Source organism: Bradyrhizobium sp. CCGB01 (assembly GCF_024199795.1).
GTDB lineage: Bacteria > Pseudomonadota > Alphaproteobacteria > Rhizobiales > Xanthobacteraceae > Bradyrhizobium.
The window spans coordinates 3,579,223-3,605,235 of sequence record NZ_JANADK010000001.1 but is presented as its reverse complement, the minus strand read 5'-3'; the positions used below and the strand labels follow the sequence as shown (position 1 = coordinate 3,605,235).

At 65.5% G+C, this 26,013-nt stretch carries 23 protein-coding genes; 13 read left to right on the top strand and 10 right to left on the bottom strand.

Annotated features, from left to right (window positions below):
- Nucleotides 1-10 precede the first annotated feature (10 nt).
- Complete coding sequence (gene xylB, locus NLM25_RS16375; protein WP_254137641.1) at nt 11-1,456, bottom strand: xylulokinase; 1,446 nt, start codon at nt 1,454-1,456, stop codon at nt 11-13.
- Between the two features lie 13 nt (nt 1,457-1,469).
- Nucleotides 1,470-2,393: a LysR family transcriptional regulator gene (locus NLM25_RS16370; RefSeq protein ID WP_254137640.1), complete on the bottom strand. Its 924-nt coding sequence runs from the start codon at nt 2,391-2,393 to the stop codon at nt 1,470-1,472.
- A gap of 108 nt (nt 2,394-2,501) precedes the next feature.
- Here NLM25_RS16370 and NLM25_RS16365 point away from each other — a divergent pair, with 108 nt between their 5' ends.
- The 13 genes from NLM25_RS16365 to NLM25_RS16305 all read left to right on the top strand — a co-directional run bounded on the left by NLM25_RS16365 (nt 2,502) and on the right by NLM25_RS16305 (nt 16,795).
- A complete protein-coding gene (locus tag NLM25_RS16365; protein ID WP_254117937.1) occupies nt 2,502-2,825 on the top strand; it encodes a Dabb family protein in 324 nt (107 codons plus the stop codon).
- On the top strand, nt 2,822-3,901 hold the full coding sequence (locus NLM25_RS16360; RefSeq protein ID WP_254137639.1) for a maleylacetate reductase: 1,080 nt from the start codon (nt 2,822-2,824) through the stop codon (nt 3,899-3,901). Before NLM25_RS16365 ends, NLM25_RS16360 begins: the two co-directional genes overlap by 4 nt.
- Before the next feature lie 4 nt (nt 3,902-3,905).
- Nucleotides 3,906-5,279, top strand: a complete 1,374-nt coding sequence (locus tag NLM25_RS16355) for an amidohydrolase family protein (protein ID WP_254137638.1) — start codon at nt 3,906-3,908, stop codon at nt 5,277-5,279.
- Nucleotides 5,280-5,299: 20 nt separating this feature from the next.
- The gene (locus NLM25_RS16350) at nt 5,300-6,202 is read left to right on the top strand and encodes an NAD(P)-dependent oxidoreductase (protein WP_254137637.1); all 903 of its coding nucleotides are present in this window, start codon (nt 5,300-5,302) and stop codon (nt 6,200-6,202) included.
- A gap of 15 nt (nt 6,203-6,217) precedes the next feature.
- Nucleotides 6,218-7,102, top strand: coding sequence for an intradiol ring-cleavage dioxygenase (locus tag NLM25_RS16345; RefSeq protein WP_254137636.1), 885 nt, complete (start codon nt 6,218-6,220; stop codon nt 7,100-7,102).
- 58 nt (nt 7,103-7,160) lie between these two features.
- Nucleotides 7,161-8,555: an FAD-linked oxidase C-terminal domain-containing protein gene (locus NLM25_RS16340; protein ID WP_254137635.1), complete on the top strand. Its 1,395-nt coding sequence runs from the start codon at nt 7,161-7,163 to the stop codon at nt 8,553-8,555.
- Nucleotides 8,552-10,078: a sugar ABC transporter ATP-binding protein gene (locus tag NLM25_RS16335; RefSeq protein ID WP_254117931.1), complete on the top strand. Its 1,527-nt coding sequence runs from the start codon at nt 8,552-8,554 to the stop codon at nt 10,076-10,078. The genes NLM25_RS16340 and NLM25_RS16335 overlap by 4 nt, the downstream gene beginning before the upstream one ends.
- Nucleotides 10,071-11,021, top strand: coding sequence for an ABC transporter permease (locus NLM25_RS16330; protein ID WP_254117930.1), 951 nt, complete (start codon nt 10,071-10,073; stop codon nt 11,019-11,021). The genes NLM25_RS16335 and NLM25_RS16330 overlap by 8 nt, the downstream gene beginning before the upstream one ends.
- Nucleotides 11,018-11,995: an ABC transporter permease gene (locus NLM25_RS16325; RefSeq protein WP_254137634.1), complete on the top strand. Its 978-nt coding sequence runs from the start codon at nt 11,018-11,020 to the stop codon at nt 11,993-11,995. The genes NLM25_RS16330 and NLM25_RS16325 overlap by 4 nt, the downstream gene beginning before the upstream one ends.
- 42 nt (nt 11,996-12,037) lie before the next feature.
- A complete protein-coding gene (locus tag NLM25_RS16320) occupies nt 12,038-13,012 on the top strand; it encodes a sugar ABC transporter substrate-binding protein (RefSeq protein ID WP_254117928.1) in 975 nt (324 codons plus the stop codon).
- Between the two features lie 76 nt (nt 13,013-13,088).
- Nucleotides 13,089-13,376 carry a YciI family protein gene (locus NLM25_RS16315; RefSeq protein ID WP_254137633.1) on the top strand — a complete coding sequence of 96 codons (288 nt, stop codon included), beginning with the start codon at nt 13,089-13,091 and terminating at the stop codon, nt 13,374-13,376.
- Between the two features lie 437 nt (nt 13,377-13,813).
- Entirely contained in the window at nt 13,814-15,553 is a 1,740-nt protein-coding gene (locus tag NLM25_RS16310; RefSeq protein WP_254137632.1) for a class I adenylate-forming enzyme family protein, read from the top strand.
- Between the two features lie 33 nt (nt 15,554-15,586).
- Nucleotides 15,587-16,795, top strand: coding sequence for an ABC transporter substrate-binding protein (locus NLM25_RS16305; protein ID WP_254137631.1), 1,209 nt, complete (start codon nt 15,587-15,589; stop codon nt 16,793-16,795).
- Nucleotides 16,796-16,822: 27 nt separating this feature from the next.
- Here the strand turns inward: NLM25_RS16305 and NLM25_RS16300 are convergent, their stop codons facing one another.
- From NLM25_RS16300 to NLM25_RS16265, 8 genes are all read right to left on the bottom strand, one after another.
- Nucleotides 16,823-17,812, bottom strand: a complete 990-nt coding sequence (locus NLM25_RS16300; RefSeq protein ID WP_254137630.1) for an ABC transporter ATP-binding protein — start codon at nt 17,810-17,812, stop codon at nt 16,823-16,825.
- The gene (locus tag NLM25_RS16295) at nt 17,809-18,798 is read right to left on the bottom strand and encodes an ABC transporter ATP-binding protein (protein ID WP_254137629.1); all 990 of its coding nucleotides are present in this window, start codon (nt 18,796-18,798) and stop codon (nt 17,809-17,811) included. Before NLM25_RS16295 ends, NLM25_RS16300 begins: the two co-directional genes overlap by 4 nt.
- A gap of 19 nt (nt 18,799-18,817) precedes the next feature.
- The gene (locus tag NLM25_RS16290; RefSeq protein WP_254137628.1) at nt 18,818-19,741 is read right to left on the bottom strand and encodes an ABC transporter permease; all 924 of its coding nucleotides are present in this window, start codon (nt 19,739-19,741) and stop codon (nt 18,818-18,820) included.
- Complete coding sequence (locus NLM25_RS16285; protein WP_254117921.1) at nt 19,738-20,679, bottom strand: ABC transporter permease; 942 nt, start codon at nt 20,677-20,679, stop codon at nt 19,738-19,740. The genes NLM25_RS16290 and NLM25_RS16285 overlap by 4 nt, the downstream gene beginning before the upstream one ends.
- Before the next feature lie 17 nt (nt 20,680-20,696).
- The gene (locus NLM25_RS16280) at nt 20,697-22,298 is read right to left on the bottom strand and encodes an ABC transporter substrate-binding protein (RefSeq protein WP_254137627.1); all 1,602 of its coding nucleotides are present in this window, start codon (nt 22,296-22,298) and stop codon (nt 20,697-20,699) included.
- Nucleotides 22,299-22,439: 141 nt separating this feature from the next.
- Nucleotides 22,440-24,110, bottom strand: coding sequence for an ABC transporter ATP-binding protein (gene nikE, locus NLM25_RS16275; RefSeq protein ID WP_254137626.1), 1,671 nt, complete (start codon nt 24,108-24,110; stop codon nt 22,440-22,442).
- A complete protein-coding gene (locus NLM25_RS16270; protein ID WP_254137625.1) occupies nt 24,107-24,955 on the bottom strand; it encodes an ABC transporter permease in 849 nt (282 codons plus the stop codon). Before NLM25_RS16270 ends, nikE begins: the two co-directional genes overlap by 4 nt.
- Nucleotides 24,952-25,986 (bottom strand): ABC transporter permease, encoded by a 1,035-nt coding sequence (locus tag NLM25_RS16265; protein WP_254137624.1) that lies wholly within the window; start codon nt 25,984-25,986, stop codon nt 24,952-24,954. The genes NLM25_RS16270 and NLM25_RS16265 overlap by 4 nt, the downstream gene beginning before the upstream one ends.
- Nucleotides 25,987-26,013 lie beyond the last annotated feature (27 nt).

Sequence of the window (26,013 nt, the reverse complement as noted above, 5' to 3'; positions counted from 1 at the left end):
CGGGGCGACGCTAGTTGCGCGGCCGATACAGTTCACGCCACGCGGGAAGCCGTTCGGCATAAGCATCGACCAGTCCCGCGTCGGGTTCGAACGTCTCGATGCGCTGCGGCGGCGTGCACACGGCGGCGATCGCCTCACCGGTGACAGCAAGCCGCCCCAATCTCGCCGCACCGAACGCCGCGCCGGTTTCACCGCCGGCAAAGCGGTGGATCGGAACATTCAGCACGTTTGCCAGCACCGAGAGCCAGAACCGCGACCGTGAACCACCGCCAATGGCGTCGGCTTCCGCAATCGAAATTCCGGCATCCGCGAGCGCGTCGCGGCAATCGGCAAGCGCGAAGGCGACGCCCTCGAGCACTGCCTGCACGATCGTCCCGCGATCGGTGCCATGGCTCAAGCCATCCAGCATGCCGCGTACGGCGGGGTCGTCATGCGGCGTCCGCTCACCCGCCAGATAAGGCAGGAAGCTCACGGGCGACGGCGCCTGCGGGTGCAATCCAAGCGGCGCCAGCAATTCGGCCTCGGTGACGCCGAACAGGCGCGCGATCCAGGCCAGGCAGGAGGCCGCCGAGAGGATCGCGCCGGCCTGAATCCACATTGCGGGAATGGCGTGGCAGAATGTGTGCACCGCGCGGTCCGGGTTGGCGGCGATCCTGCTGGTCGGGGCCAGCAAGGCCCCCGAGGTTCCCAGAGACACGAACGCGGTTCCCGGCCGGATCGCACCGATGCCGACGGCGCCTGCCGGATTGTCACCGGCACCGCCCGCGATCACCGGCTGTCTGGTCATCCCCCAGCGCCGTGCCAGCTCGCCGCGCAATGTCGTTGCGGGCGCGCATCCCTCGACCAGACGCGGCATGTGATCGCGCGACAGGCCGGTCGCCGCCAGTGCTGCGTCCGACCAGTCCCGGCGCGCAACGTCGAGCCACAGCGATCCCGATGCATCAGAGACGTCCTCGATCGCCTCGCCGCTCAGCACCAGGCGCAAATAGGCCTTTGGCAGCAGAACGAGCCGCGTCGCCGCAAAAATTTCAGGCTCGTGGGCCGCGATCCAGAGCAGCTTCGGCGCGGTAAATCCCGGCATCGCCTTGTTGCCTGACGTCGCACGCAAGGCGGGCCAGCGTCGTTCGAGGAGACGGCACTCGGCGGCCGAGCGCCCGTCGTTCCAGAGGATGCAAGGCCGCAACGGTCTCGCGCTCGCATCGAGCAGCGTGGCGCCATGCATCTGGCCGGACAGTCCAATGCCATCGACTGCCGCCAGCTCGGCGGCATGCGTCGCCTTCAAGGCGTCCAGCGTGGCGAAGGTTGCATCGATCCACTGCGCGGGGTCCTGCTCGAAATAGCCTGATTGCGGCGAGGCGATCGCGAGCGGCCGGCTCTCGCTGGTAATCACGCGCTGGGCACCGTCGACGAGAACGGTCTTGACCGCCGAGGTGCCGAGATCGATGCCGAGATACATGGATGCTACTTGCTCACTTCGTCGCGTCCATCCAGATCCCCGGCTCCGAATGCTCGCGGATGTGGGTAACCAGGAAGTCGGAAAAGGCCCTGATCTTGGCGGGCAGCCCGGCGCGGTTCTGGTATGCGATGTTCATGGTGAGCAGTGGCAGCTCCCAATCCACCAGGACCGGGACGAGACGGCCCGCCGCGATGTCGCTTTGAACGATGTAGAGCGGCTGGATCAGGATGCCGAGGCCTGCCAGCGCCGCGCCGCGGATGACCTGGCCGTCATTGCTGTCGAGCGTCGGCGTGATGCGGATCGTCTGCGCGCCGTGGCCTTTGCGCAGGCGCAGCGAAAAGGGATCGTTCGCGAGATTGTAGACCAGCATGTTGTGGCGCGCGAGATCGGCGGGCTGCTCCGGCGCGCCAGCGCTTGCGAGATAGGAGGGCGCGGCCGCGAGCACGCGTCGCATCTGGCCGATGCGGCGGACCACGATGTTCGAATCCGGCTCCTGCTCGCGCGTCCGGATCGCCACGTCGATGCCGGCCTCGATGAAATCGGGATACCGGTTGGCGGTCGTGATCTGCATGTTGAGCTTCGGATAGCGCGCGCGGAAGGCCGGCAGCATCGGCGCCAGATAGATCACGGCAAAGGACAGCGAGCTCGTCACCCGCAGCGTGCCCTGCGGCGAGAGCGCTCGATCGCTGACGATGTCCTCGGCTTCCGCCAGCTCGCTCAGCACCCGGCTGGAGCGCTCCAGCAGCTCCTGCCCCGCCTCGGTCAGCCACAGCCGGCGGGTGTTGCGCTCGATCAGCCTGACCGCAAGACGCTCCTCGAGCGCGCTGAGATGGCGGCTCGCCGCCGCATTCGACATGCGCAAGGCCTCGGCGGCCTTGGACAGGCTGCCGAGCTCGGCCGTCTTGGAGAACACCTCCAATTGCAGCAAACGATCCATTTTTCCATTTTTAGAAAAAGAGACTTACAATTATTGGCCTTTATTTCCGTATCCCGCAAGTCAAAATGGCCAGAACACAAGCAAGATAGCAGGCGAGGAAATCAGGAAATGTCGGGCCCGATCAGGCACATCGTGATGTGGCGGCTGCGCGGGGAGACGCCCGCGGAGCGCTCCGCGGCCCGGGTGAAGGTCAAGACCCTGTTCGAGGGGCTGCGCGGCCGGATCGACGGCCTCACCCATATCGAAGTCGGTATGGACGTCAGCGATGTCGATTACGCCTGCGACGTGGTGCTGTTCTCCGAGTTCACCGACCACGCCGCCCTCGCGGCCTATGCCACCCACCCGGAGCATCTGCGCGTGCGCGAGGCGCTGGGCGACTTGCGGATCGGACGCTTCCAGGTCGATTATCCCATCAAAGAGACCGGCGCATGATCGGTTCGTTCACCTTTGAAAACCTGCCCTGCCGCGTCGTGTTCGGCAGCGGAACGCTTGGCTCGGCCAGGGCCGAGGTCGAGCGGCTCGGCGGCAAGCGCGCGCTGGTGCTGACGACGCCGCAGCAGGAGGCGCAAGGCAAGAGCCTGGGGGCTACGCTCGGCCCGCTCTATGCCGGCATCTTTCCCGGCGCGACCATGCATACGCCGGTCGACGTTACGGAGCGCGCGCTCACCGCGATGAGGGCATGCGAGGCCGACTGCGTCGTCTCGCTCGGCGGCGGCTCGACCACCGGCCTTGGCAAGGCGCTGGCCTTGCGCACCGGCGTCAACCAGCTCTGCATCCCCACCACCTATGCCGGCTCGGAAATGACGCCGATCGTCGGCCAGACCGAGAACGGCCTCAAGACCACGGTGCGCGATGCGGCCGTGCTGCCGGAGACCGTGATCTACGATGTCGACCTCACCCTGACGCTGCCGGCGAGCTTAGCTGCAACATCAGGCATCAATGCGATCGCGCATGCGGTCGAGGCGCTCTACGCACGCGACACCAACCCTGTCACGTCGCTGATGGCGGAAGAAGGCATCCGCGCGCTGGCTCGCGCCCTGCCCGCCATTGCGGCGAAAAGCGACGACCGTGAGGCCCGCACCGAGGCGCTCTACGGCGCCTGGCTGTGCGGCGTCTGCCTCGGCACCGTCGGCATGGCGCTGCATCACAAGCTCTGCCACACGCTCGGCGGCACCTTCGACCTGCCGCACGCGGAGACCCACACCATCGTGCTGCCGCATGCGCTGGCCTACAACGCTCCGGCGGTGCCCGAAGCAATGACGCGCCTCTCGCGCGCGATCGGCGCGGCCGATGCGTCGCAGGGGCTCTACGACCTCGCCAAGCGGCTGGGTGCGAAGCTGGCGTTGCGCGACATTGGAATGCCCGAGAGCGGCATCGACAAGGCCGCCGATCTCGCCGTCACCAACGCCTACTGGAATCCGCGGCCGCTCGAGCGGGGCGCCATCCGCGGCCTCATTGCGCGCGCCTGGGCCGGTGAGCCGCCCGGCACCATCAAAACGGCGGCATGAAGCGATGCGGCGTACGCTGATCAAATCGGCCACCGTCATCAGCATGGATGACGCAATCGGCGATCTCGGCACCGGCGATGTGCTGGTCGAGGGCAGCCGCATCGTCGATGTGCGTCCATCGATCGACCTCGGCAGCGGCGCGGCCGAGACCGAGATCGTCGACGGCAAGGGGCGCATCGTCATCCCCGGCCTGATCAACGCCCATATGCACACCTGGCAGACGGGGCTGCGCGGTTATGCCGCGAACTGGACGCTGCTCGAATATTTCCGCCGCATGCATGCGGGCCTCGCGACCGTGTTCCGGCCCGAGGACATCCATATCGCGACGCTGGTCGGTGCGCTGAACCAGATCAATTGCGGCACCACCACCCTCGTCGACTGGTGCCACAACAACCCGACGCCCGATCATACCGACGCTGCCGTGCGCGGCCTGATCGAAAGCGGCATCCGCGCCGCCTTCTTCCATGGTTCGCCGAAGCCTGAGCCCAAACCGGGCGAGCCGCACTTCTCGGAAGTGCCGCATCCGCGCCGCGAGGTCGAGCGGCTGCTCGCAGGCCTCCTCGCCGACCGCGACGGTCTCGTCACGCTTGGGCTCGCCATTCTCGGCCCGCATTATTCGACGCTCGACGTCGCCATGCAGGATTTCCGGCTGGCGCGTGAGTTCGACCTGATCGCATCGATGCATCAGGGCGGCGGTCCGGCCAAGACGCCCGGCGGCTGGGACAAGCTGGTCGAGGCCGGTCTCGTCGGTCCCGGCATCAACATCGTCCACGGCAACGATCTGCCGGACGATCTTCTGGACCGGATGGTCGATCTCGGCGTGTCGTTCTCGGTGACGCCCGAGAACGAGATGATCCAGGGCCATGGCTTTCCGATCACCGGAAGGCTGTTGAAACGTGGCGTGCGACCCACCATCGGGATCGATCTCGAATCCATTCTGGCCGGCGATCTCTTCTCCGCCGCCCGCGTCGCATTGTCGATGCAGCGGGCGCTGGATAACGCCGAATCGCGCAAGGCCAGCGGCACTATTCCGGCGACGACGACAATTCCCGTGCGCGAGGCGCTGCGCTGGATCACGACGGAAGGCGCGCGCATGCTCGGCCGCGAGGATCAGATCGGCTCGCTGACACCGGGAAAATTCGCCGACCTCGTCATCATCAACGCCTCCGACCTCAACCTCTTTCCAGTGCACGATCCCGTCGCCACCGTGGTGATGCAGACGAGCCTTGCCAACATCGAGGCCGTCATGATCGGCGGCGCCTGGAAGAAGCAGAACGGCCGGCTGCTGGTCGAGGGGCTGGAGACGAAGAAAGAACTGCTGGCGCAATCCGGCCGGCGGCTGGTGCAGGACATTGAACGACAGGGACACGCCACCTGAGCGTTCCAAGGACAAGACCAATGACAGACACTTCAAAAAGCGTCGCTTTCATCGGCATCGGCAAGATGGGCCTGCCGATGTCGGCGCTCGTCGCCAAGGCCGGCTACGCCGTGACCGCATTCGACCAGAGCGCAGCGCGGATCAGCGAGGCGCGTGCGCAAGGCATTTCGATTGCCGCCTCGCCGGCCGAGGCCGTAAGCGGCAAGGCCACCGTCATCACATCCCTGCCCGACGATGCTGCCTTGCGCGGCGCGTTGCTGGGCCCCGCCGGACTGATTGTCGCGATGGCGCCCGGTGCCGTCCTGATCGAAACCAGCACCGTGAGCGTCGAGGCCTCCACCGAAGTTGCGGCCGCGGCGCAAGCCCGCGGCATTGCCTATCTGCGTTCGCCGGTCTCCGGCAATGCCAGCATCGTTCACACCGGTGCACTGACCTGCTTCGTCTCGGGGCCGAAGGACGCCTTCGATAATGCAAAGCCGTTGTTCGCAGCCTTCACCCGCGCCCAGACCTATCTCGGGCCGGCCGAGGAAGCGCGCTATGCAAAACTCTCGGTCAATCTGATGATCGCGGTGTCGGCGGCGATGATGGCCGAGAGCCTGGCGCTGGCGCGCAAAGGCGGCATCGCCTGGCAGGACATTCTGAAGGTGCTGGACGACAGCGCGGTGGCCTCGCCGATGGTGAAGTACAAGACCGCGCCGCTGCGCAACCGAGACTTCGAGTCGACCTTCTCCTGCAAGCAGATGGCCAAGGACCTCGATCTCATCCTTGGCGCCGGTCATGCCGTCGGCGTGCCGCTGCAGCTCGCCGCGCAAGTGCGCGAGACCTATGGCTCGCTGGTCGCGCAGGGCGATGGCGACACCGACTTCATCGCGACCGTCAAGCATCTCGAACGGCTGTCCGGCCTCGGCGAACCAAAGCTCTGATCAACGGAGGCACCCATGCGCAACTTCAACGAAAACACCATCACGGATGCGGTGCTGGAGCGGATCGCGGACGCAACCGATCCGCGCATCAAGGAGGTCAGCGAGGCGCTGGTCCGGCACCTTCATGCCTTCGTTCGTGAGATCCGGCCGACCCAGAAGGAATGGGAATACGGCATCGACTTCCTGACCCGCACCGGCCACATGTGCGACGACAAGCGCCAGGAATTCATCCTGCTGTCGGACACGCTCGGCGTCTCCATGCTGGTCGATGCGATCAACCATCCGGTGCCGGAAGGCGCGACCGAGACCACGGTGCTCGGCCCGTTCTTCGTCCAGGCCGCGCCGGAGAAGGACAGCGGCGCGGATATCTCCGGCCCGATGGAGGGCGACCCGATGCTGGTCACCGGCTCGGTCTCGACGGTGGATGGGCAACCGCTGGCAGGCGCCATTGTCGACGTCTGGCACTCCGACGATGACGGCTATTACGACGTGCAGCAGCTCGACGACATCGGCGATCTCGCGATGCGGGCGCGCTTCCACACCGACGCCAACGGCCGCTTCCATTTCTGGTCGATCAAGCCGGCGGCCTATCCGATCCCGCATGACGGGCCGGTCGGCGAAATGCTGGAGGTGCAGGGCCGCCATCCCTGGCGCCCCGCGCATGTGCATTTCATGATCTCGGCGCCCGGCTTCGAGCAACTGGTGACCCACGTGTTCGTTGCCGGCGACAAATACCTCGACTCTGACGTGGTGTTCGGCGTCAAGGACAGCCTGATCCGCGAGTTCGCCCACCATCCCGCCGGCCGTGCGCCGGATGGTCGCATGGTGGAGCGCGACTATTTTCATCTCAACTATGATTTCGGCCTGAAGCAGGTCGCGAGCAACGCAAGAGCCGCCTAGACTGGGTGGCCGCGGACCAACAAGAGTCCGGCAACAGGGAGCAGACGGGAGCTTAAGGATGGGACCGCGGGTCAGCACGAGCATCTTGGCCGATCGCCTCACCGGCATGATCGGCCCGCGCGCGAGCGTTGCGTGCGGCGTGCTCGATCAGCACGGGCAGAGCGAATCGCACTATCAGAGCCTGCCGCCCGATATCGTCGTCTTCCCCGAGACGACGCAGGAGGTCGCGGAGATCGTCAAGCTCTGCGCGAGCGCGGGCATGCCGATCGTGCCTTTCGGCGCCGGCACCTCGCTCGAAGGCAATGCGGCCGCGGTCGCCGGCGGGGTCTGCTTCGACTTCGCGCGCATGAACAAGGTGCTCCACGTGCACGACAGCGACATGGATGTGGTCGTGCAGCCCGGCATTACCCGAAAGCAGCTCAATGCGGAGCTGCGCAATACAGGCCTGTTCTTCCCGATCGACCCCGGCGCGGACGCCTCGATCGGCGGCATGACGTCGACGCGCGCCTCCGGCACCATGGCGGTGCGCTACGGCACCATGAAGGACAACGTCATGGCGCTGGAAGTGGTGCTGCCCGACGGCCGCATCATCCGCACCGCCAAACGCGCGCGGAAATCAGCCGCGGGCTATGATCTAACCCGCATGTTCGTCGGCGCGGAAGGCACGCTCGGCATCATCACCGAGATCACGCTGAAGGTGCACCCGGTCCCGCAGGCGATCTCGGCCGCGGTCTGCAGTTTCGACACCCTGCACGATGCCGTGGACACCGCGATCTCCGTGATCCAGTCCGCGATCCCCGTGGCGCGCATCGAGCTGCTCGACGACGTCATGATGCGCGGCATCAACGCCTACGCCAAGCTCGGCTATCGCGAGGCGCCCACCCTGTTCTTCGAATTCCATGGTTCCGAGACGTCAGTCGCCGAGCAGGCCGAAGCCGCGCAGGCGATCGCCGCCGACCATGGCGGCCACGGCTTTGCCTGGGCGAAAGCACCGGAGGACCGCAGCCGGCTCTGGCACGCCCGCGACAACACGCTTTATGCCGGCCTGGGCCTCCGGCCCGGCGCACGCGCCGTGATCACCGATGTCTGCGTGCCGATCTCGCGGCTGGCGGAATGCCTGACCGAGACGCGGCGCGATGCGGACGAGCACGGTTTTACCGCACCCATCGTCGGCCATGTCGGCGACGGCAATTTCCACATGCTGATCCTGATCGATCCGGCAAAGCCGGACGAAGCCGAAGGCGCGAAGGCGCTGCAGGCCCGCATGGTCGCCCGCGCCATCGCCATGGACGGCACCTGCACCGGCGAGCACGGCATCGGGCTCGGCAAGATCGACTATCTCACCGACGAGCTCGGCGAGGCCGTCGATGTGATGAGATCCATCAAGACCGCACTCGACCCGAATGGTCTGATGAACCCCGGAAAGATCTTTGCGAGCGGAGCGCGCGCATGAGCAACGCCGCATTGGCCATTCAGCCCTCCGAGCCCACGCCGCTGCTGGAACTGCGCGGCATCAGCAAGGAGTTTCCCGGCGTCAAGGCGCTGGATGACGTGTCCTTCGCGGTCTATCCGGGCGAAGTTCATATGCTGCTCGGTGAAAACGGCGCCGGCAAGTCGAGCCTGATGAAGGTGCTTTGCGGCGCCTACCGCGCCGATGCCGGCGAGTTCTATTACAAGGGCGACAAGGTCGCGATCTCTTCGACCGCGGATGCGCAGAAGCTCGGCATTGCCGTGATCTTCCAGGAATTCTCGCTGGTCCCCTATCTCGATATCGCCCAGAACATCTTCCTTGGCCGCGAGCCGAAGGGCCGCATTCCCGGCACCCTCGACCGCCGCAAGATTCTGGCCGATGCGAAGCGCGTGCTTGATACGATCGGATTCGACATCGATCCCTCCACCACCGTCGACAAGCTCGGTGTCGCACAGCAGCAGATGGTCGAGATCGCCAAGGCGATCAGCCAGAACGCCCGAATCCTCGTGATGGACGAACCGACAGCCGCGCTGTCGGACCGAGAGACTGAGCTGCTGTTTGCGCTGATCGCGCGGCTGAAGGCCGACGGCGTGTCCATCGTCTACATTTCCCACCGAATGGCCGAAGTGTTCGCGCTCGGCGACCGCATCACGGTGCTGCGCGACGGGCGGCGCATCGACGGCGTGCGCCCTGCCGACGTCACGCCGGACCAGCTCGTCCGCATGATGGTCGGCCGCAACGTCGACATGACCTATCCGCGCACTTTTGCCGACAAGCCCGGCGAGCTGCTGCTTGAGGTCAAGGGCCTGAGCGCGTCCACCGGCATCTCCGACATCAATATCGAGGTGCGCCGGGGCGAGATCGTCGGCTTGTGCGGTCTGGTCGGCTCCGGCCGCAGCGAGGTCGCCCGCGCCATCTTCGGCGCCGATCCCGTCAGCTCCGGCGAGATCATCTTCGACGGCAAGAGCATGTCCGGCGAGCCCGACCTCGCCGCCCGCCGCGGCATCGCGCTGATCCCGGAGAGCCGCAAGAGCGAAGGTCTCGCGCTGCTGCGCTCGGTGAGCGACAATCTCGTGGTGTCGGCGCTGCGCAAACTGTTCCCAAGCGGCCTGTTCGACCAGCGCGGCGCGCAACGCACCTCCGACGGCCTGATCCGGCAGCTGCGCATTGCCACACCAAGTGCACGCCAGACCGTCGGCCTGCTCTCGGGCGGCAATCAGCAGAAGGTCGTCATCGGCAAGTGGCTGGCGGCCGGCTCAAAGCTCTTCATCTTCGACGAGCCGACGCGGGGCATCGACATCGGCGCCAAATCGGAGATCTTTGCCCTGATCGACCGTCTCGTCGCGGAAGGCGCGGCGGCGCTGATGATCTCGTCCGAGCAGGTCGAGATCTGCCACGTCTGCGACCGCGCCTATGTGATGCGCGAGGGCCGCATCGCCGGACACCTGACCCGCAACGAGCTGACCGAGGAGAACATCGTGCGACTGGGGATGCATCATGCGTGAAGCCGCGGTCGTCTCAGAGCCCAATCCGCTGCAACGCATTCCCGGCGTTGCCATCGTGCTGGTGCTGCTGATCGCGCTGTTCAGCGCGATCGCGCCCGGCTTCCTGTCGGTTGCCAACCTCTCCAACGTGCTGGTGCAGTCGACCATCCTGACCATGCTCGCGCTGCCGATGACCCTGATCATCATGACCGAGGGGCTGGACCTGTCGATGGGCGCGGTGCTGACGCTGACCTCGCTCTGCGTCGCCATCGTGTCGCTCGCGACCAAGTCGATGCTGCTGGGGCTCGGCGCCGGCCTGCTGGTCGGCGCAGCCTTCGGCGTCGCCAATGGCTGGCTGGTCGCGATCCTGGGCATCCCGCCCTTCGTCGCGACACTCGGCACGCTCGGCATGGCGCAGGGCCTGTCGCTGATCGTCAGCGACGGCCAGAGCGTGGTCGGTATCCCCCACAGCGTGCGCGACATCTACTCGGCGACGCTTCTGGGCGTGCCGGTTCCGATCGTGATGGCGCTGGTAACTTACGCGGCCTTCCACGGCCTGCTCTACCACACCCGCTTCGGCACCTACATCTTCGCGCTCGGTGGCAACCGTGAGGCGCTGCGCTATGCCGGTCTTTCGCCGAACCGACTGCTGATCGCGGTCTACGCGATCGGGGGCGCCATGGCCGGCATTGCGGGCCTGCTGATGACCGCCCGCATGAATTCCGGTCATCCCACCGCAGGCCTCGGGCTCGAGTTCGATGCCATCGCGGCTGTCGCCGTCGGCGGCACCTCGTTCGAGCGCGGTAATGGCTGGCTGCTCGGTACCCTGCTCGGCGTGATCGCCGTCGGCGTGTTGCGCAATGGGCTCAACCTGATCTCGATGCCCTCTTCGGTGCAGGTCGCAAGCGTCGGCGTCCTCGTCATCGTTGCCCTGTTCCTCGACGGCCTCAGGAGCCGCGCATGACCGACATCTCCAAAGAGGCGATGATGCCGCCCCGCTCGTTCCTGTCGCAGGATGCCGTCCAGGTGTTCTATCGCCTGCTCGCGGCGCTGCTGATCTGCGCCGTGCTCGCCGTGCTCAGCGATTCCTTCCTGAGCCTCGGCAACATCCTCAATGTGCTGAGACAAGCAAGCCTGACCTTCTTCATCGCCTCCGGCCTGACGCTGGTGGTGCTGACCGCGGGCCTCGACCTTTCCGTCGGCGCCAATGTCGCGCTGTCGGCCTGCATCGCCGGCACCGTGATCCACAAGACGGGATCGCCGGCGCTCGGCATCCTCACCGGGCTTGCCTGCGGCGGCCTCGTCGGCCTCCTCAACGGCATCATGGTCACCGCGCTGCGCATCCCCTCCTTCATCGCCACCTACGGCATGCTCTGGGTGCTGAACGGCCTCACCTATTGGTACATGGCGGGCGAGACGCTGCACGGCTTCCCGGCAGGCTTCCGCCAGATCGGCAGCGGCTATCTGTTCGGGCTGCCCATCCCGGTCTATCTGCTGCTGGTGTTCCTCGGGATCGGGACGTTGTTTGCGCAGCGAACGATCTGGGGCCAGGAGATCTATGCGATCGGCGCCAATCCGGTCGCGGCCCGACTCTCCGGCATTCCGGTCGCGCGGCGCCTGCTGCTGGTCTACGCGGTATCAGGCACCATGGCGGGCCTTGCCTCGATCATCTTCCTGTCGCGGCTCAATTCGGCCGAGGCCGACATCGGCGAAAGCCTGACACTGCCCGCGATCGCGGCCGTGCTGATCGGCGGCACCTCGCTGTTCGGCGGTGTCGGCACCGTGTTCGGCACCTTCATCGGCGCGCTGATCCTGACGCTGGTGCTGAACGGCATGAACCTCTTGTCGGTCAGCGCCAACTGGCAGCCGCTCGTCACCGGCATCATCGTCATTCTCGCGGTCTGGCTCGACATGAAGACCCGCCGCCGCGCGCAATGAGTTTCTAGAGTTCCAACAAGCAAAATGAGGGATGGAGGCAACATGACACGGAAACTGGGCTATCTGGCGCTGCCGCTGCTGATGGCGGCTACGCTCACCACGGAGGCGCGCGCCGACGGCGAAACCATCGCCGTCTTCACCAAAAACCAGACCAACCCGTTCTTCCAGACGGTGCGGGTCGGCGCCGACAACATGGCGAAGACGCTGAACGCGAAGACGCTTCAGTACATCCCGACCAAGCCGGACTCGATCCCCGAGCAGCTCAGCCAGATCGAGGATGTCGTGGTGAAGAAGCCGAGCGCCATCGTGTTCACGCCGGTGGACTACAAGGCGATGGTGCCCGGTGTCGAGAAGATCAACGAAGCCAAGATCCCGGTCGTCAACATCACCGACCGCTCGGCGGGCGGCAAATTCCTCTCCTTCGTCGGCGCCGACGACTACAGCCTCGGGCTCGAGACGGCGCGCTTCCTGCTCAAGACGCTGGGCGGCAAGGGCAACATCGTCATCATCGAGGGCGTCAAGGGTTCGCTGACCAATGTCGACCGCGTCCGCGGCTTCAACGACGCGCTGAAGGAAACGCCCGGCGCAAAACTGCTGGCCTCGCAGCCCGGCAACTACCAGCGGCTGCAGGCGCTCCAGGTGATGGAAAACCTGATGCAGTCGAATTCGCAGATCGACGGCGTGCTCGCCGCCAACGACGCCATGGCAGTCGGCGCAATCGAGGCACTCGACGGCGCCAACCGCAAGGCCCAGGTGATCGGCATCAACGGCACCAAGGAGGCGATCGACGCGATCAAGTCCGGCAAGCTGCTCGCAAGCGGCGACTACAACGGATTTGCGCAGGGATGCCTCGGCACCATGATGGCGATCCGCTCCCTGCGCAACCAGCCGGTCATCAACGAGATCGTGCTGAAACCGACCGTCATCACCAAGGACAATTACCAGCCGTTCGACGTGCCGCTGGAACAGCGGACCTGCCCGACCTTCGAGGACGCCGGCAAGCTCGGCGCCAAGTAAGTCGGCCGATCACGACATATCCGGACGGCCGCGCTCGCGGCCGTCCCAAGAACCGAACCAAGAAAACGGAGACACCATGCTGTTCGCCATTCACGCCCTCGACCGCAGCGGCGCGTTGCCGACGCGGCTCGCCAACTACGACGCTCACAAGGCTTTCCTGAGCGACACCTCGCGCTTCGGCGTCAAGATCGTGATGTCGGGGCCGCTCGTCTCCGACGACGGCGAGAGCATGATCGGCAGCCTGTTCCTGATCGAGGCTCCCGGCCGCACCGAAATCGAAGCCTTCAACCGCGCCGATCCGTTTGCGGCGGCCGGCATCTGGGAGAAAGTCACGATAACAGGTTTCTTGCGCCGTCAGGGCTGATTGGTCGGAAAAGAACTGAGCGCTCAAAACAAGAAGCTCGAAAACAACCCCATGCACAGTAGAGATGGCGTTGTTTTGACTTACGAATTTTCACGGACAAACGGATTTGACCCGTCGGGCAAAACACGGGGATAATGGCATCGTCGCAGGATGGCCGTCCTGCGCGTCTCGATCCAGACCTGATGCAATCCAAACGCACCGCGGCTGACCGCGACGGCGCGCTTTCGCGTCGACCAGCCGCCGGCTGCATATCACCCCTCCCGCTTTGGTGAGGGCTCGCCAGCAAGTCAGCGCAAGTCAGACTCTTCCGCATCACCCAAGCTCTTGACGCGCTTCGAGGATTGCGTCGCGCCAACAACGCTCGGTGCTCGACAAGCCGTGTTCAGCGGAGGGAAGCGCATGCCGTCACTCGTGGCCTCGCCTCGCAGATTGCTCTCATGACAAGCGAGCGACGCGAATGGCCGGCGGTCTCGCTCGACGAAACCTATCGCATCCTCACCGCTCCCGGCGCACCGTTCGAGATGGAGACGATCACCGTCGCGGGGCGCCCCATTCGCGCCTACAAGAAGGCCCACCGCGATCTCCGTGCGATCTTCGAGGCCAGCAAGGCGTGGGGCGACCGCACCTTCATCGTCTTCGAGGACGAACGTCTCACCTTTGCCGAACATTATCGCGCGGCATCCGCGCTGGCGTGGTGGCTTGCCGATGATTTCGACGTGAAGAAGGGCGACCGCGTGGCCATCGCCATGCGGAACTTCCCGGAATGGCCGATCGCATTCTGGGCAGCGACGATCATCGGCGCGATCGCAGTGCCGCTCAATGCCTGGGGAACCGGGGACGATCTCGCTTATGGTCTGCGCGATTCCGGCGCGAACGTGGCCATCGTTGACGGCGAGCGGCTGGCGCGCCTCAAATCGCTCACGGCCGATCACGCTGCCGCTCTGATCGCGGTGCGAGCTGCGCCCGAGACCCGGGGCGAAACGACCGCGCTGGAGGATCTGATCGGGCCGCCGTCGCGATACGGCGCCCTGCTAGACCGCGCGCCGCCCGATCGGAACGTCCATCCCGACGACGACGCGACCATCCTCTACACGTCGGGCACCACAGGTCGCTCCAAGGGCGCGCTGGGCACGCATCGCAACATCATGTGCAACCTCGTGAACATCGCGTTTTCGGGCGCGCGTGCGGCGATCCGGCGCGGCGATCCCCTGCCCGCGCCGCCGAACGTGCAGAAAGCGGTGTTGCTTCCGGTCCCGTTCTTCCATGTCACGGGATGCCACTCGATCATGATCCCGGCGCTGGCGAACGGCTCCAAGATCGTGCTGATGTACAAGTGGAACGCGGAAGCAGCGCTTGAGCTGATCGAGCGCGAGCGCATCAACGGCATGTCCGGCGTACCGTCGATGACGTGGCAGTTGCTGGAATCGCCGGATTTCGAACGGCGCGACGTGTCGAGCCTCGAAGGTCTCTCCTACGGCGGTGCCGCCGCATCGCCGGAGTTGACCCGCAAGGTCGCAGCGCTGTTCCCCGGCAGGTTCGGCGGCACCGGCTATGGCGCCACCGAGACCTCCTCGGTCTCGACGTCGAACGGGGCGGAGGACTATCTCGCGCACCCGGATTCCGTCGGGCCCGCCGTTCCCGGATGCGACTTGCGCGTCATCGACGACGCCGGAAACGTTCTGCCCGTGGGCGCCATCGGCGAGCTCGAAATCTACGGCGGCAACGTCGTGAAGGGCTATTGGAACAATCCGCAGGCGACCACAGCCGCGTTCCGCGACGGCTGGTACCGCACCGGCGACATCGTCCGGATGGACGCGGAAGGTTTCGTCTATCTGCTCGACCGCGCCAAGGACATGCTGATCCGCGGCGGCGAGAACGTCTATTGCGTCGAGATCGAGGACGCCCTGCTCGCGCACCCCGACATCTTCGAGGCCGCCATCGTCGGCATCCCCGATCGCGTGCTCGGCGAGCTCGTCGGCGCCGTCGTGCGCGCCAAGGCCGGATCACGTCTGACTGCGGACCAGGTGATCGAGCACCTGCGCCCGAGGCTCGCCGCCTTCAAGCTGCCCGTCCACATCGACATCCGCACCGAGGAGCTGCCGCGCACGGCGAGCGGCAAGATCGTCAAGCGGCAGCTCCGCGAAGAACTCGCCGCAAAGGCAAGTGCACCCGGATGAGGGTGAATAACAAAACACGATCGGGAGGATGAAATGAAGAGATTGTTGTCGGCGATGGCGGTCTTATCCGCCGGGCTCCTCTTCGTCACAGGCGCGAATGCCGCCGAGAAGAAATACGACGAAGGCGCCTCGGATACCGAGGTGAAGCTCGGCCAGACCATGCCCTATAGCGGCCCGCTGTCGGTCCACGGCATCCAGGGCCGCACCGAGGTCGCCTATTTCAAGATGCTCAACGAGGAGAAGGGCGGCATCAACGGCCGCAAGATCAATCTGATCTCGCTCGACGATGCCTTCTCGCCGCCCAAGACCGTCGAACAGACCCGCAAGCTGGTCGAAAGCGACGGCGTGCTCGCACTGTTCGGCTCGTCCGGGACCGCAGCGCAGTCCTCCGTGCAGAAATATCTCAACAGCAAGGGCGTTCCGCAGCTGCTGGTCTCGACCGGCGCCAACAAGTGGAACCAGCCGAAGGCGTTCAAATGGTCGACGCCGGCATTCCATCTTTACGGCACCGAGGGCGAGATCCTCGCAAAGTACCTGCTGTCGGTGAAGCCGGACGCGAAGGTCGCGATCCTCATGCAGAACGACGATTTCGGCCGCGACTACGTCTCCGGCTTCAAGAAAGGACTCGGCGACAAGGCTTCGACCATAATCGTCAAGGAGGTCACCTACGAGCTGACCGATCCCACGATGGACTCGCAGGTCGCACAGCTCAAATCGTCAGGCGCCGACGTGTTCTTCAACGTCTCGCTCGGCAAGGCCGCCTCGCAGTCGATGAAGAAGGCCTTCGAGCTCGACTGGAAGCCGCTGCAGCTCGTCGTCAGCCCGTCGGTCGGCCGGCAATTCCTAGAGGCCGCAGGCTTCGATTCCGTCACCGGTATCATCGCGGCAACGCCCTACAAGCAGGTGTCGAGCCCGAAATGGGCGGAGGATCCTGATGTCGTCGCCTATCAGGCCTTCATGAAGAAGTATCTTCCCAACGAAGACCCCAAGAACGAGATCGGTTTTGCCGTCTATTCCTTCGCCTACATCATGGGGAAAATCATCGAGGCCTGCGGGGACAATCTGACGCGCGAGAACCTGCTGTACCAGGCGACGCATCTGAACAACGTCCCGGCGCCCTCACTGCTGCCTGGCACCACCTACAGCACGACGCCGGACAATTATGTCCCGTTCAAGCGGCTGGTGGTGCAGAAGTTCGACGGCAACGACTGGGTCCAGGTCACGGCTGTCACGGTCGAGTAGGTCGGGATCGGCGCGCGGCGGCGGCTATCAAGCCGTCGCCGGCGCACCGTCTTCGAGGTGACACGCCACCCACTGCTCGGGTCCGATCGCACGCAGCGTCGGCTCCTCCGTGCGGCAGCGGTCGAACACCAGCGGGCAGCGGGTGTGGAAGCGGCATCCCCGCGGAGGATTGATCGGGCTTGGCACGTCGCCCTTGAGGATGATCGGATTCCGCTGGGCGCCGGGCTCGGGCAGCGGCACCGCGGAGAGCAGCGCCTGCGTGTAGGGATGCTTCGGCGCTGCGAATATCTCGCGGCGCGGCGCCACTTCGACAATCTTGCCGAGATACATCACCGCGACGCGGTGGGTCATGTGCTCGACGATTGCGAGGTCATGGCTGATGAACAGCAGTGCGAGGCCGAACTCGCGCTGGAGATCCTGCAAGAGATTGACGATCTGCGCCTTGACCGAGACGTCGAGCGCGGAGACGGCCTCGTCGCAGACGATCAGCTCAGGCTCGGCCGCGAGCGCCCGCGCGATGCCGATGCGCTGGCGCTGGCCGCCGGAGAACTCGTGCGGCCTGCGGTTCAGCGCCTCACGCGGCAGGCGCACGGTGTCCATCAGCGCCGTCACGCGCGTTTCGAGATCGGTCGCGGACTTCGCCAGGCCGAAATTCCGGATCGGCTCGGCCAGGATGTCGCGCACGCGCATGCGGGGGTTGAGGCTCGAGAACGGATCCTGGAACACCACCTGCATGCGGCGGCGCATCTGGCGCATCGTGCTCGGATGTGCGTCGTCGATACGCTGGCCGTCGAGGATCACCTGCCCTGCGGTGATGTCGAACAGGCGCAAGATGGCGCGGCCGACCGTGGATTTGCCGCAACCGGATTCGCCGACCAGCGACAGCGTCTCGCCCTTCGCGATCTCGAAGGAGACACCGTCGACGGCATAGACCCATTCGGTTTGTCGCCCGAACAGGCCCTTGTTGACCGGAAAATGTTTCTTGAGGTCGTTGACCTGGAGCAGCGGAGGACTCATGCCGCGACCGCTCCCTTGGCGGCGTAGTGGCAGGCGGCGATGTGACGAGGACCCTTCTCTTCGAGTCCCGGCGCATATTGCCGGCACAGATCGGTCGCGAGCGCACAACGCCCGGCGAAGACGCAGCCGGTGATCGGCTTTCTGAGATCGGGCACCTGCCCGGGAATCTCGGCAAGGCGCGTCGTGGTGCCGGCCAGCGACGAACCGAGCTTCGGCACTGCGCCGAGGAGGCCTTGCGTATAGGGATGACGCGGCGAACGGAACAGCTCGGCCACCGGCGCCTCCTCGACCTTGCGGCCGGCATACATCACCATGACGCGCTCGGCGATCTCGGCGACGACGCCGAGATCGTGGGTGATCAGGATGATCGCCGCACCGACCCGGCGCTTGAGGTCCAGCATCAGCTTGAGAATCTGCGCCTGAATGGTCACATCGAGCGCGGTGGTCGGCTCGTCCGCGATCAGGAGCTTTGGATTGCAGGCCAGCGCGATCGCGATCATCACGCGCTGGCGCATGCCGCCGGAGAGCTGATGAGGATATTCGCGCACGCGCCGCTTCGGTTCGGGAATACCGACCAGCGTCAGCATCTCGATCGCATGCGCCTCCGCGGCCTGCTTGTCGAGACCCTGATGGATCATCAGCGTCTCGCGGATCTGACGGCCGACGGTGAGGACCGGGTTGAGGCTCGTCATCGGCTCCTGGAAGATCATCGAGATATCGTTGCCGCGGATCGCACGCATCTCGCGGTCGGACAGTTGCAGCAGGTCCCGGCCCGCGAAGCGGATCGCGCCGGCGATCCTGCCCGGCGGCTCCGGGATCAGCCGCATCAAGGACATCGAGGTCACCGACTTGCCGCAGCCGGACTCGCCGACGATGGCGAGCGTCTCGCCCTCGTTGACATGAAAGGAGACACCGTCGACCGCACGGTTGATACCGCCCGGCGTGCGAAAGTGGGTCTGGAGGTTCTCGACTTCGAGCAAAGCCATCGCGATCAACCCCTCGACATCACAGGCTCTTGGCCATGCGCGGATCGAGCGCATCGCGAAGGCCGTCGCCGAGCAGGTTCACGGCGAGCACGGTGACGGAGAGGAACGCCGCCGGAAAGAACACGATGTAGGGCTTGACCTGCCACAGCGCGCGGCCCTCGGCCATGATGTTGCCCCAGGACGGGATGGTGGGCGGCGTACCGGCACCGATAAAGGAGAGGATCGCCTCCGTGATCATGGCGCTGGCGCAGATATAAGTTGCCTGGACCAGCATCGGCGCCAGCGTGTTGGGCAGAATATGGCGCAGGATGATCATCGGCGTGCGCGTGCCGCAGGCGATCGCCGCGTCCACATAGGGCTGCTCGCGCAGCGATAGCACGACGCTGCGCACGAGGCGCGAGACGCGCGGGATCTCGGCGATGGTGATGGCCAGGATGACGTTGCCGACGCTGCCGCGCGTCAGCGCCATCAGCGCGATCGCGAGCAGGATCGGCGGGATCGACATCAGGCCGTCCATGAAGCGCATCAGGATGCCGTCGGCCCAGCGAACGAAGCCGGAGACGATGCCGATGGCAAGCCCCGCCGCGGACGCGAGGATCGCAACAGACAGGCCAACCGTGAGCGAGACCCGCGCGCCGAACATCACGCGCGAATAGATATCGCGGCCCAACACGTCGGTGCCGAACCAGTAAAGCGCCGACGGCGCGCGTGTGCGCTTGGCGGGCGCGAGTGCCGTCGGATCGACCGTCCAGAGATACGGCGCAAAGACCGCGATCAGAACCAGCGTCAACAGCAGCGCGCCACCGATCGCGACCGTGGGATGGCCGCGGAGCAACCCGATGAAGCCCCGCCGGATCCTGACCGGCCGCTGGATTTCAGGCAGTTGCGGCGCGAGAACGAAGCCGGCCGGCAGCGATTGCGGATTGAGGGTCGTATCGGTCAATAGCGGATCCTCGGGTCAACGAGCGTATAGGTGACGTCGATCATCAGGTTGACGAGGACGTAGACGAAGCTGAACAGCAGCACGATGCCCTGGATGACGGGATAGTCTCGGCGCAGGATCGCGTCGATCGTGAGCCGGCCGAGGCCGGGGATCGCGAACACGCTTTCGGTGACGACCGCGCCGCCGATCAGCAGCGCGATGCCGATCCCGATCACGGTCACGATCGGCACCGCCGCGTTCTTGAGCGCGTGGATGAACAGGATGCCGCCCTGCCCGAGGCCTTTTGCGCGCGCGGTGCGGATATAATCCTGCTGCAGCACTTCGAGCATGGTCGCACGGGTGATGCGCGCGACCAGCGCGATGTAGACACAGCCGAGCGCGATCGCGGGGAGGATCAGGTTTTGCAGCCACGGCCAAAACCCCTCGCTCAGCGGCGTATAGCCCTGCACGGGAAGCCATTCGAGCTCGAGCGCGAAGATATACGCAAGCATGTAGCCGACGACGAAGACCGGCAGCGAAAAGCCGAACACGGCGAAGGCCATGATCGCGCGGTCGATCAGGCTGCCGGCCTTCCACGCCGCCACCACGCCGAGCGGCACGGCGACGACGATGGTCAGCAGCAGCGTGATGATCATCAGCGACAGCGTCGGCCCCAACCGCTGCCCGATCATGGTCGAGACCGGCAGGTTGGTGAAGATCGAGGTGCCGAGATCGCCATGCAGGATGCGCCAGACCCAGCTTCCGAACTGGATCAGGAAGGGCCGGTCGAGGCCGAGGCTCTGGCGGATGCGCTCCACATCCTCCGGGCTTGCCTGGTCGCCTGCGATCACCACGGCGGGATCACCCGGCGCGATATAGAGCAGGCTGAACACGAACAACGCAACGATCGCCATCACTGGCAGGGTCGCGACGATGCGACGGAGGATGTAGGAGAGCATCTGGCCTCAACGCACGATCATGCGGACTTCGACACGCCCCAGAAGAACGGCAGCGGCCCTTTCGTGATGCCGGAGACGTTCTTGCGCCATGCCGTGTAGGTCAGGAAGAAGCCGGTCGGGGCATAGACGACGTCATCGAGCGCCGACTTGTTGACCCGCCCGATCGCCGCTTTCTCTTCCTCGAGATTCTTGGCGTCGAACCAGGTCACGATCTCCTTCTCGGTGTTCGGGCTGTTGGGCCAGCCGAACCAGGCCTTCTCGCCATTGGCGCGGATGGCGGTGTAGGCGGCGGGCGTGATGCAGTCGGCGCCGGCGTGCCAGCTGTGGAACATGTTCCAGCCGCCCTGTCCCGGCGGCGTCTTCGCCGCGCGACGCGAGCCGACCGTGCCCCAATCGGTGGCGACGAAGTCGACATTCATGCCGAGCTTCTTGAGGAGGTCGGCGGTGACGTCGCCCTGCGCCTTGGTGATCGGCTGGTCCTGCGCGACGAGGCACGTCACCGGCTGGCCGGAATAGCCGCTCTCGGCGAGCAGCTTCTTGGCGGCGTCGAAATCACGCTTGCCCTTGAGGATCTCGCCACCAAGCTCGCTGTAGAGCGGCGTATTCGGCGTGAAGAAGCCCGGCAGCGACTTCCACAGCGCATCGTCGTCACCGACGATCGCGCGCATGTAGTCTTCCTGGCTCAGCGCCATCAGCACCGCGCGCCGCGCCCGCACGTCGTTGAACGGCGCGAACATATGATTCATGCGGAACGAGCCGATATTGCCGAGGGGATCGCCGATATCGACGCTGATGTTCTTGTTCTTCTTCAGCACGGGCACAAGATCGGCGATCGGGTTCTCCCACCAGTCGACCTCCCCGTTCTGCAAGGCGGCGGCCGCAGTGGCCGGATCCGGCATCACCAGCCACTCGACGCGATCGACCAGGATCTGCTTGCCGCCGGCGAGCCACGATGCTTTCTCCTGCCGCGGCACGTAATCGGCGAACTTCTCGAACACCGACTTGGCACCGGGGACCCATTCGCTCTTGGCGAACTTCATCGGTCCCGAGCCGACATATTCGGTGATCTGCTTGAACGGGTCGGTCTTCGCGATGCGCTCGGGCATGATGAAGGAGCACGGTGCGTTGTTCTTGGCGAGCGCATAGAGCATCTTCGGGAAGGGCTGCTTCAAAACCCATTTGAAGGTGCGGTCATCGACGGCGGTCAATTCCTGTTGGATCGCAAGGATCATCAGGCCCATCGGGTCGCGCGCGGCCCAGCGCGACAGGCTGGCGACGACGTCCTTGCTCAGCACCGGTTCGCCGTCATGGAATTTGAGACCTGGACGCAGCTTGAACGTCCAGGTCCTGCCGTCGTCGGAGGTCTCCTCGGACTCGACCATCTGACGCTGCGGCTGAAGCTGCGCGTCGATGCCGTAAAGCGTGTCCCAGACCAGCGCCGCCGCGTTGCGCACGACATATTGCGTGCCCCAGATCGGATCGAAATTGGCGAGATTGGCCTGCGGCACGAAGCGGAGGGTGCGGGCCGATGCGCCTTGTGCGATCGCCGGGGCCGAGATGCCGGTCAATGCCAGACCGCCCGCGCCAGCCAGTCCCTTCAATACGGTCCTGCGATCCATGAAGTCCTCCCAGTAATGCCGTGATGCCGGCCATCGTTGGCCAAAGGCAGGTGAAACCAGAGCCCATTGGCGTGCAAATGGTATGCCACTAACCGGACCTTCGCCAGCGGGATCTCACCACCATTTTGGCTCGCCCAGGCGTCAAAGAGCAGCCGCCAGCGCCGGCCCGGTCTCGATATGCGGAATCGCCTCGACCAACTTGCGCGTGTAGTCCGTCTTCGGATTATCGAACAGTGCCCGACTCTCCCCCTGCTCCACGATGCCGCCATTGCGCAGCACGATGGTGCGGTCGCAGAGCATGCGGACGACGTTGAGATCGTGGCTGACGAACAGCAGCGCGATGTCGTTCTCGCGCCGCAACCGGTCGAGCAGTTGCAGCACCACCGCCTGCACCGAGACGTCGAGCGCGGCGGTCGGCTCGTCCAGCACCAGGAGCCGCGGCCGGCAGGCGATGGCGCGGGCGATCCCGACGCGCGCCTTCTGGCCGCCGGAAAGCTGGTGCGGAAAGCGCGGCAACAGATCGAGCGGCAGACCCACGCGCTCCGCACATTCTTCCACCCGCTTGCGCAGCGCGTCGCCCGCGCGCATGCCGTCGAGCCGCATCAGGGGATGGGCGATGCAGTCAAAAGCCGTGAAGCGCGGGTTGAGGCTCTCGTTCGGGTCCTGGAAGACCATCTGGATGTCTTTGCGGAGCGGAGAGCGGTGGAAATCGCGCGCCGCGACGTGGCCGATCGACTGCCCGTCGAACACGATATCGCCTTCGCTGGGGTCGATCAGCCGGCAGATCATCCGCGAGGTCGTGCTCTTGCCGGAGCCGGACTCGCCGACGAGCCCGACGCTCTCGCCGCCGGCCATGGTCATCGAGAAGTCCGCCACCGCCGCAGCGCCCTGGTCGAAACGTTTTGCCAGCTTGCGCACCTCCAGCAGCGGCGGCGTGCCATGCGCGAGCTCCTGCCTCGGCCTGCTGACGACGGTCGCATGGCGCTCCCGCTCCTCCTCCGTCACGAGGTCCTCGATCCGGGATGTCGCGGTCGGCGATGCCGCCACCAGCCGCCTGGTATAGGCATGCTGCGGCGCGGTGAAGAGCGTTCTGGGGCTCGCTTCCTCGACGATGCGTCCGCGCTCCATGACGGCGATGCGGCGGCAATAGCGAGCGGCAAGCCCGAGATCATGCGTGATCAGGATCGTCGCCATGCCGCGCGCCGCGGCGATGTCCGCGAGCAGGTCCATCACCACCTTCTGCGTGGTGACGTCGAGGCCGGTGGTCGGCTCGTCCGCTATCAGGAGCGCCGGATTACAGGAGATCGCGATCGCGATCATGACGCGCTGGCACATGCCGCCGGAGAGCTCGTGCGGATAGGCGTTCATCCGCGTCTCGGGATCGCGGATCTGGACCGCGCGCAGCAAATCCAGCGCTTCGGCGCGCGCGGCCTCCTTCGAGATGCGCTTGTGGGTGAGGATCGCATCCGCGATCTGCAGGCCGATCGTCCGGATCGGGTTCAGCGCCGCCCGCGGATTCTGGAAGATCATGGACATCGCGGCGCCCTGGAGATGACGGAGGTCGTCGCCCCTGAGCTTCGTCACGTCCTGGCCGCGAAACAGGATTTTTCCGCCGGTGACGCGCCCGGCCGCATCCAGCAGCCGTGTGGTCGCAAAGCCCGTGACCGACTTGCCCGAGCCGCTCTCGCCGACGAGGCCGAGCATCTCGCCCTTTTCGACCGAGAGCGTCACCCCGCGCACGGCCTCGACCATGCCACGCCGCGTCGAGAACGCGACGTGGAGGTCGTCGATCCCCAGCAGCTGCTCGCTCATGTGCGCATCCGGGGATCGAGAATATCCCGCATTCCGTCACCGAGGAGATTGAAGCACAGCACGGCCATCATCAGCGCAAGGCCCGGAAAGGCCACCAGCCACCACCGCCCGGTCGAGATGAAGCGCGCGCCCTCCGCGACCATGATGCCCCATTCCGGCGTCGGCGGCTTGACGCCAAGGCCGATGAAGGACAGGCCGGCAGCATTGAGAATGGCCCAACCGAGATTGAGCGAAATCTGCACCGCCATCGCCGGCAGGATATTTGGCAGCAGGAAGCGTAACACCACGGAGAAATGGCTCTCGCCGCAGGCGCGCGCGGCCTCCACCCAGCCGACATTGCGGCGGACGTTGACCTCGGCGCGCGCGAAGCGGATGTAGAACGGAAGATTGATGATCGCGGTCGCGATCACGATGTTCTCAATGCGGTTGCCAAGCGCCGCAACCATCGCCATCGCCAGCACGAACAGCGGAAAGGCCATCATCACGTCGACGAAGCGGCCGACGCCGCGATCGAGCCTACCGCCGGCATAGCCGCAGAACGCGCCGACGACCGCGCCGATCACGAAGGAGATGCCGACCGCCGAGACCGCAATCGCGAGATCGAGCCGTGCCGCGATGACGAGGCGGCTGAACACGTCGCGGCCGAGCTGATCCGTACCGGCGATGTGCGCCGCGCTCGGCGGCTGCAAGGCCTCCGAGACATTGGAGACCACGGGATCATAGGGCACGATCCACGGCCCGAAGATCGCAAGCAGGACGAACAGCGCAACGCCGGCTGCGGCGACGCCGGTGAGCGGATTGCCGCGCAGGATCCAGACCGAATGGCGGAGAGTTGCACTGGTCATTCGATCGACACCCTGGGATCGGCGATGCCGTAGCAGATGTCGACCACCAGATTGACCAGCACAAACAGGCTGGCCATCAGCAGCACAAAACCCTGCACCGGCGCATAATCGGAGGACAGCAGCGCATCGAGCGCGTAGGAGGCAACGCCCGGCCAGGAGAACACCTTCTCCACCAGGACATTCGCGCCCAGCATGGTCGAGAACACGATGCCGGCGATGGTGATGACGGGCAGGATCGCGTTCCGAAGCGCATAGGTGACGACCACCTTGTGCCACGACAACCCGACCGAGCGCGCAGTGCGCACGAAATCACTGCCGAGCGACACCAGCATCGAGGCCCGCGTGATCCGCGCCAGCGGCGCGATCACGAACAGCGCCATGCTCACCGCCGGCAGGATCAGTTGCTTGCAGGCCGCCCACCAGCCCTCGACATCACCGGCGAGCAGGAAATCGATCGACAGGAAGCCGGTTCGCTGCGGCGGCAGCGAGGTGAAGACGTCGATCCGTCCGGTCGGATCAGGCGCGAGCCCGAGCAGATAGTAGAAGACATAGATCAGCAGCAGGCCCGAGACGAAGGTCGGCACGCAGACGCCGAGCGCGCAAAACAGCCGCACGCCGTGATCGACGATCGATCCCGGCCTGAGCGCCGCGAGCACGCCGAGCGGCACCGCCGCGATCAGCGCGATCAGGAGCGCCGTGAAGGTGAGCTCGAGCGAAGCCGGCAGCCGTTCGCGCAGATCCTTCAGCACCGGCTGCCCGGTCATCATGGAGCGCCCGAGATTGCCGTGGCCGATGTCGGACAGATAGAACACGAGCTGCTCCGGCACCGGCCTGTTGAGCCCCATCTGCTTGCGGATCTGCTCGATCTCCTCCTTGCCCGCGTTGGGCCCCGAGGCGAAGAACACCGCGGGATCCCCCGGCAGGACGCGCATCAGCAGAAAGGTGAAGACCAGCACACCGAACAGCGCCGGCAGCGACGACAAAAGCCGCCTGCCCGCCCGTAGCAATGTTGCACGAAGACCGGTCGTCACCTGTCAGAGCTCCCTTCGCTTGACGCT

Coding starts and splice junctions, on each gene's coding strand:
- NLM25_RS16285 (WP_254117921.1), bottom strand. CDS start 20,679: ATGCTCTCCTACATCCTCCGTCGCATCGTCGCGACCCTGCCAGTGATG.
- NLM25_RS16350 (WP_254137637.1), top strand. CDS start 5,300: ATGACAGACACTTCAAAAAGCGTCGCTTTCATCGGCATCGGCAAGATG.
- NLM25_RS16305 (WP_254137631.1), top strand. CDS start 15,587: ATGAAGAGATTGTTGTCGGCGATGGCGGTCTTATCCGCCGGGCTCCTC.
- NLM25_RS16335 (WP_254117931.1), top strand. CDS start 8,552: ATGAGCAACGCCGCATTGGCCATTCAGCCCTCCGAGCCCACGCCGCTG.
- NLM25_RS16360 (WP_254137639.1), top strand. CDS start 2,822: ATGATCGGTTCGTTCACCTTTGAAAACCTGCCCTGCCGCGTCGTGTTC.
- NLM25_RS16325 (WP_254137634.1), top strand. CDS start 11,018: ATGACCGACATCTCCAAAGAGGCGATGATGCCGCCCCGCTCGTTCCTG.
- NLM25_RS16340 (WP_254137635.1), top strand. CDS start 7,161: ATGGGACCGCGGGTCAGCACGAGCATCTTGGCCGATCGCCTCACCGGC.
- NLM25_RS16365 (WP_254117937.1), top strand. CDS start 2,502: ATGTCGGGCCCGATCAGGCACATCGTGATGTGGCGGCTGCGCGGGGAG.
- NLM25_RS16295 (WP_254137629.1), bottom strand. CDS start 18,798: ATGGCTTTGCTCGAAGTCGAGAACCTCCAGACCCACTTTCGCACGCCG.
- NLM25_RS16270 (WP_254137625.1), bottom strand. CDS start 24,955: ATGACCAGTGCAACTCTCCGCCATTCGGTCTGGATCCTGCGCGGCAAT.
- NLM25_RS16345 (WP_254137636.1), top strand. CDS start 6,218: ATGCGCAACTTCAACGAAAACACCATCACGGATGCGGTGCTGGAGCGG.
- xylB (WP_254137641.1), bottom strand. CDS start 1,456: ATGTATCTCGGCATCGATCTCGGCACCTCGGCGGTCAAGACCGTTCTC.
- NLM25_RS16355 (WP_254137638.1), top strand. CDS start 3,906: ATGCGGCGTACGCTGATCAAATCGGCCACCGTCATCAGCATGGATGAC.
- NLM25_RS16315 (WP_254137633.1), top strand. CDS start 13,089: ATGCTGTTCGCCATTCACGCCCTCGACCGCAGCGGCGCGTTGCCGACG.
- nikE (WP_254137626.1), bottom strand. CDS start 24,110: ATGAGCGAGCAGCTGCTGGGGATCGACGACCTCCACGTCGCGTTCTCG.
- NLM25_RS16280 (WP_254137627.1), bottom strand. CDS start 22,298: ATGGATCGCAGGACCGTATTGAAGGGACTGGCTGGCGCGGGCGGTCTG.
- NLM25_RS16320 (WP_254117928.1), top strand. CDS start 12,038: ATGACACGGAAACTGGGCTATCTGGCGCTGCCGCTGCTGATGGCGGCT.
- NLM25_RS16310 (WP_254137632.1), top strand. CDS start 13,814: ATGACAAGCGAGCGACGCGAATGGCCGGCGGTCTCGCTCGACGAAACC.
- NLM25_RS16300 (WP_254137630.1), bottom strand. CDS start 17,812: ATGAGTCCTCCGCTGCTCCAGGTCAACGACCTCAAGAAACATTTTCCG.
- NLM25_RS16370 (WP_254137640.1), bottom strand. CDS start 2,393: ATGGATCGTTTGCTGCAATTGGAGGTGTTCTCCAAGACGGCCGAGCTC.
- NLM25_RS16330 (WP_254117930.1), top strand. CDS start 10,071: ATGCGTGAAGCCGCGGTCGTCTCAGAGCCCAATCCGCTGCAACGCATT.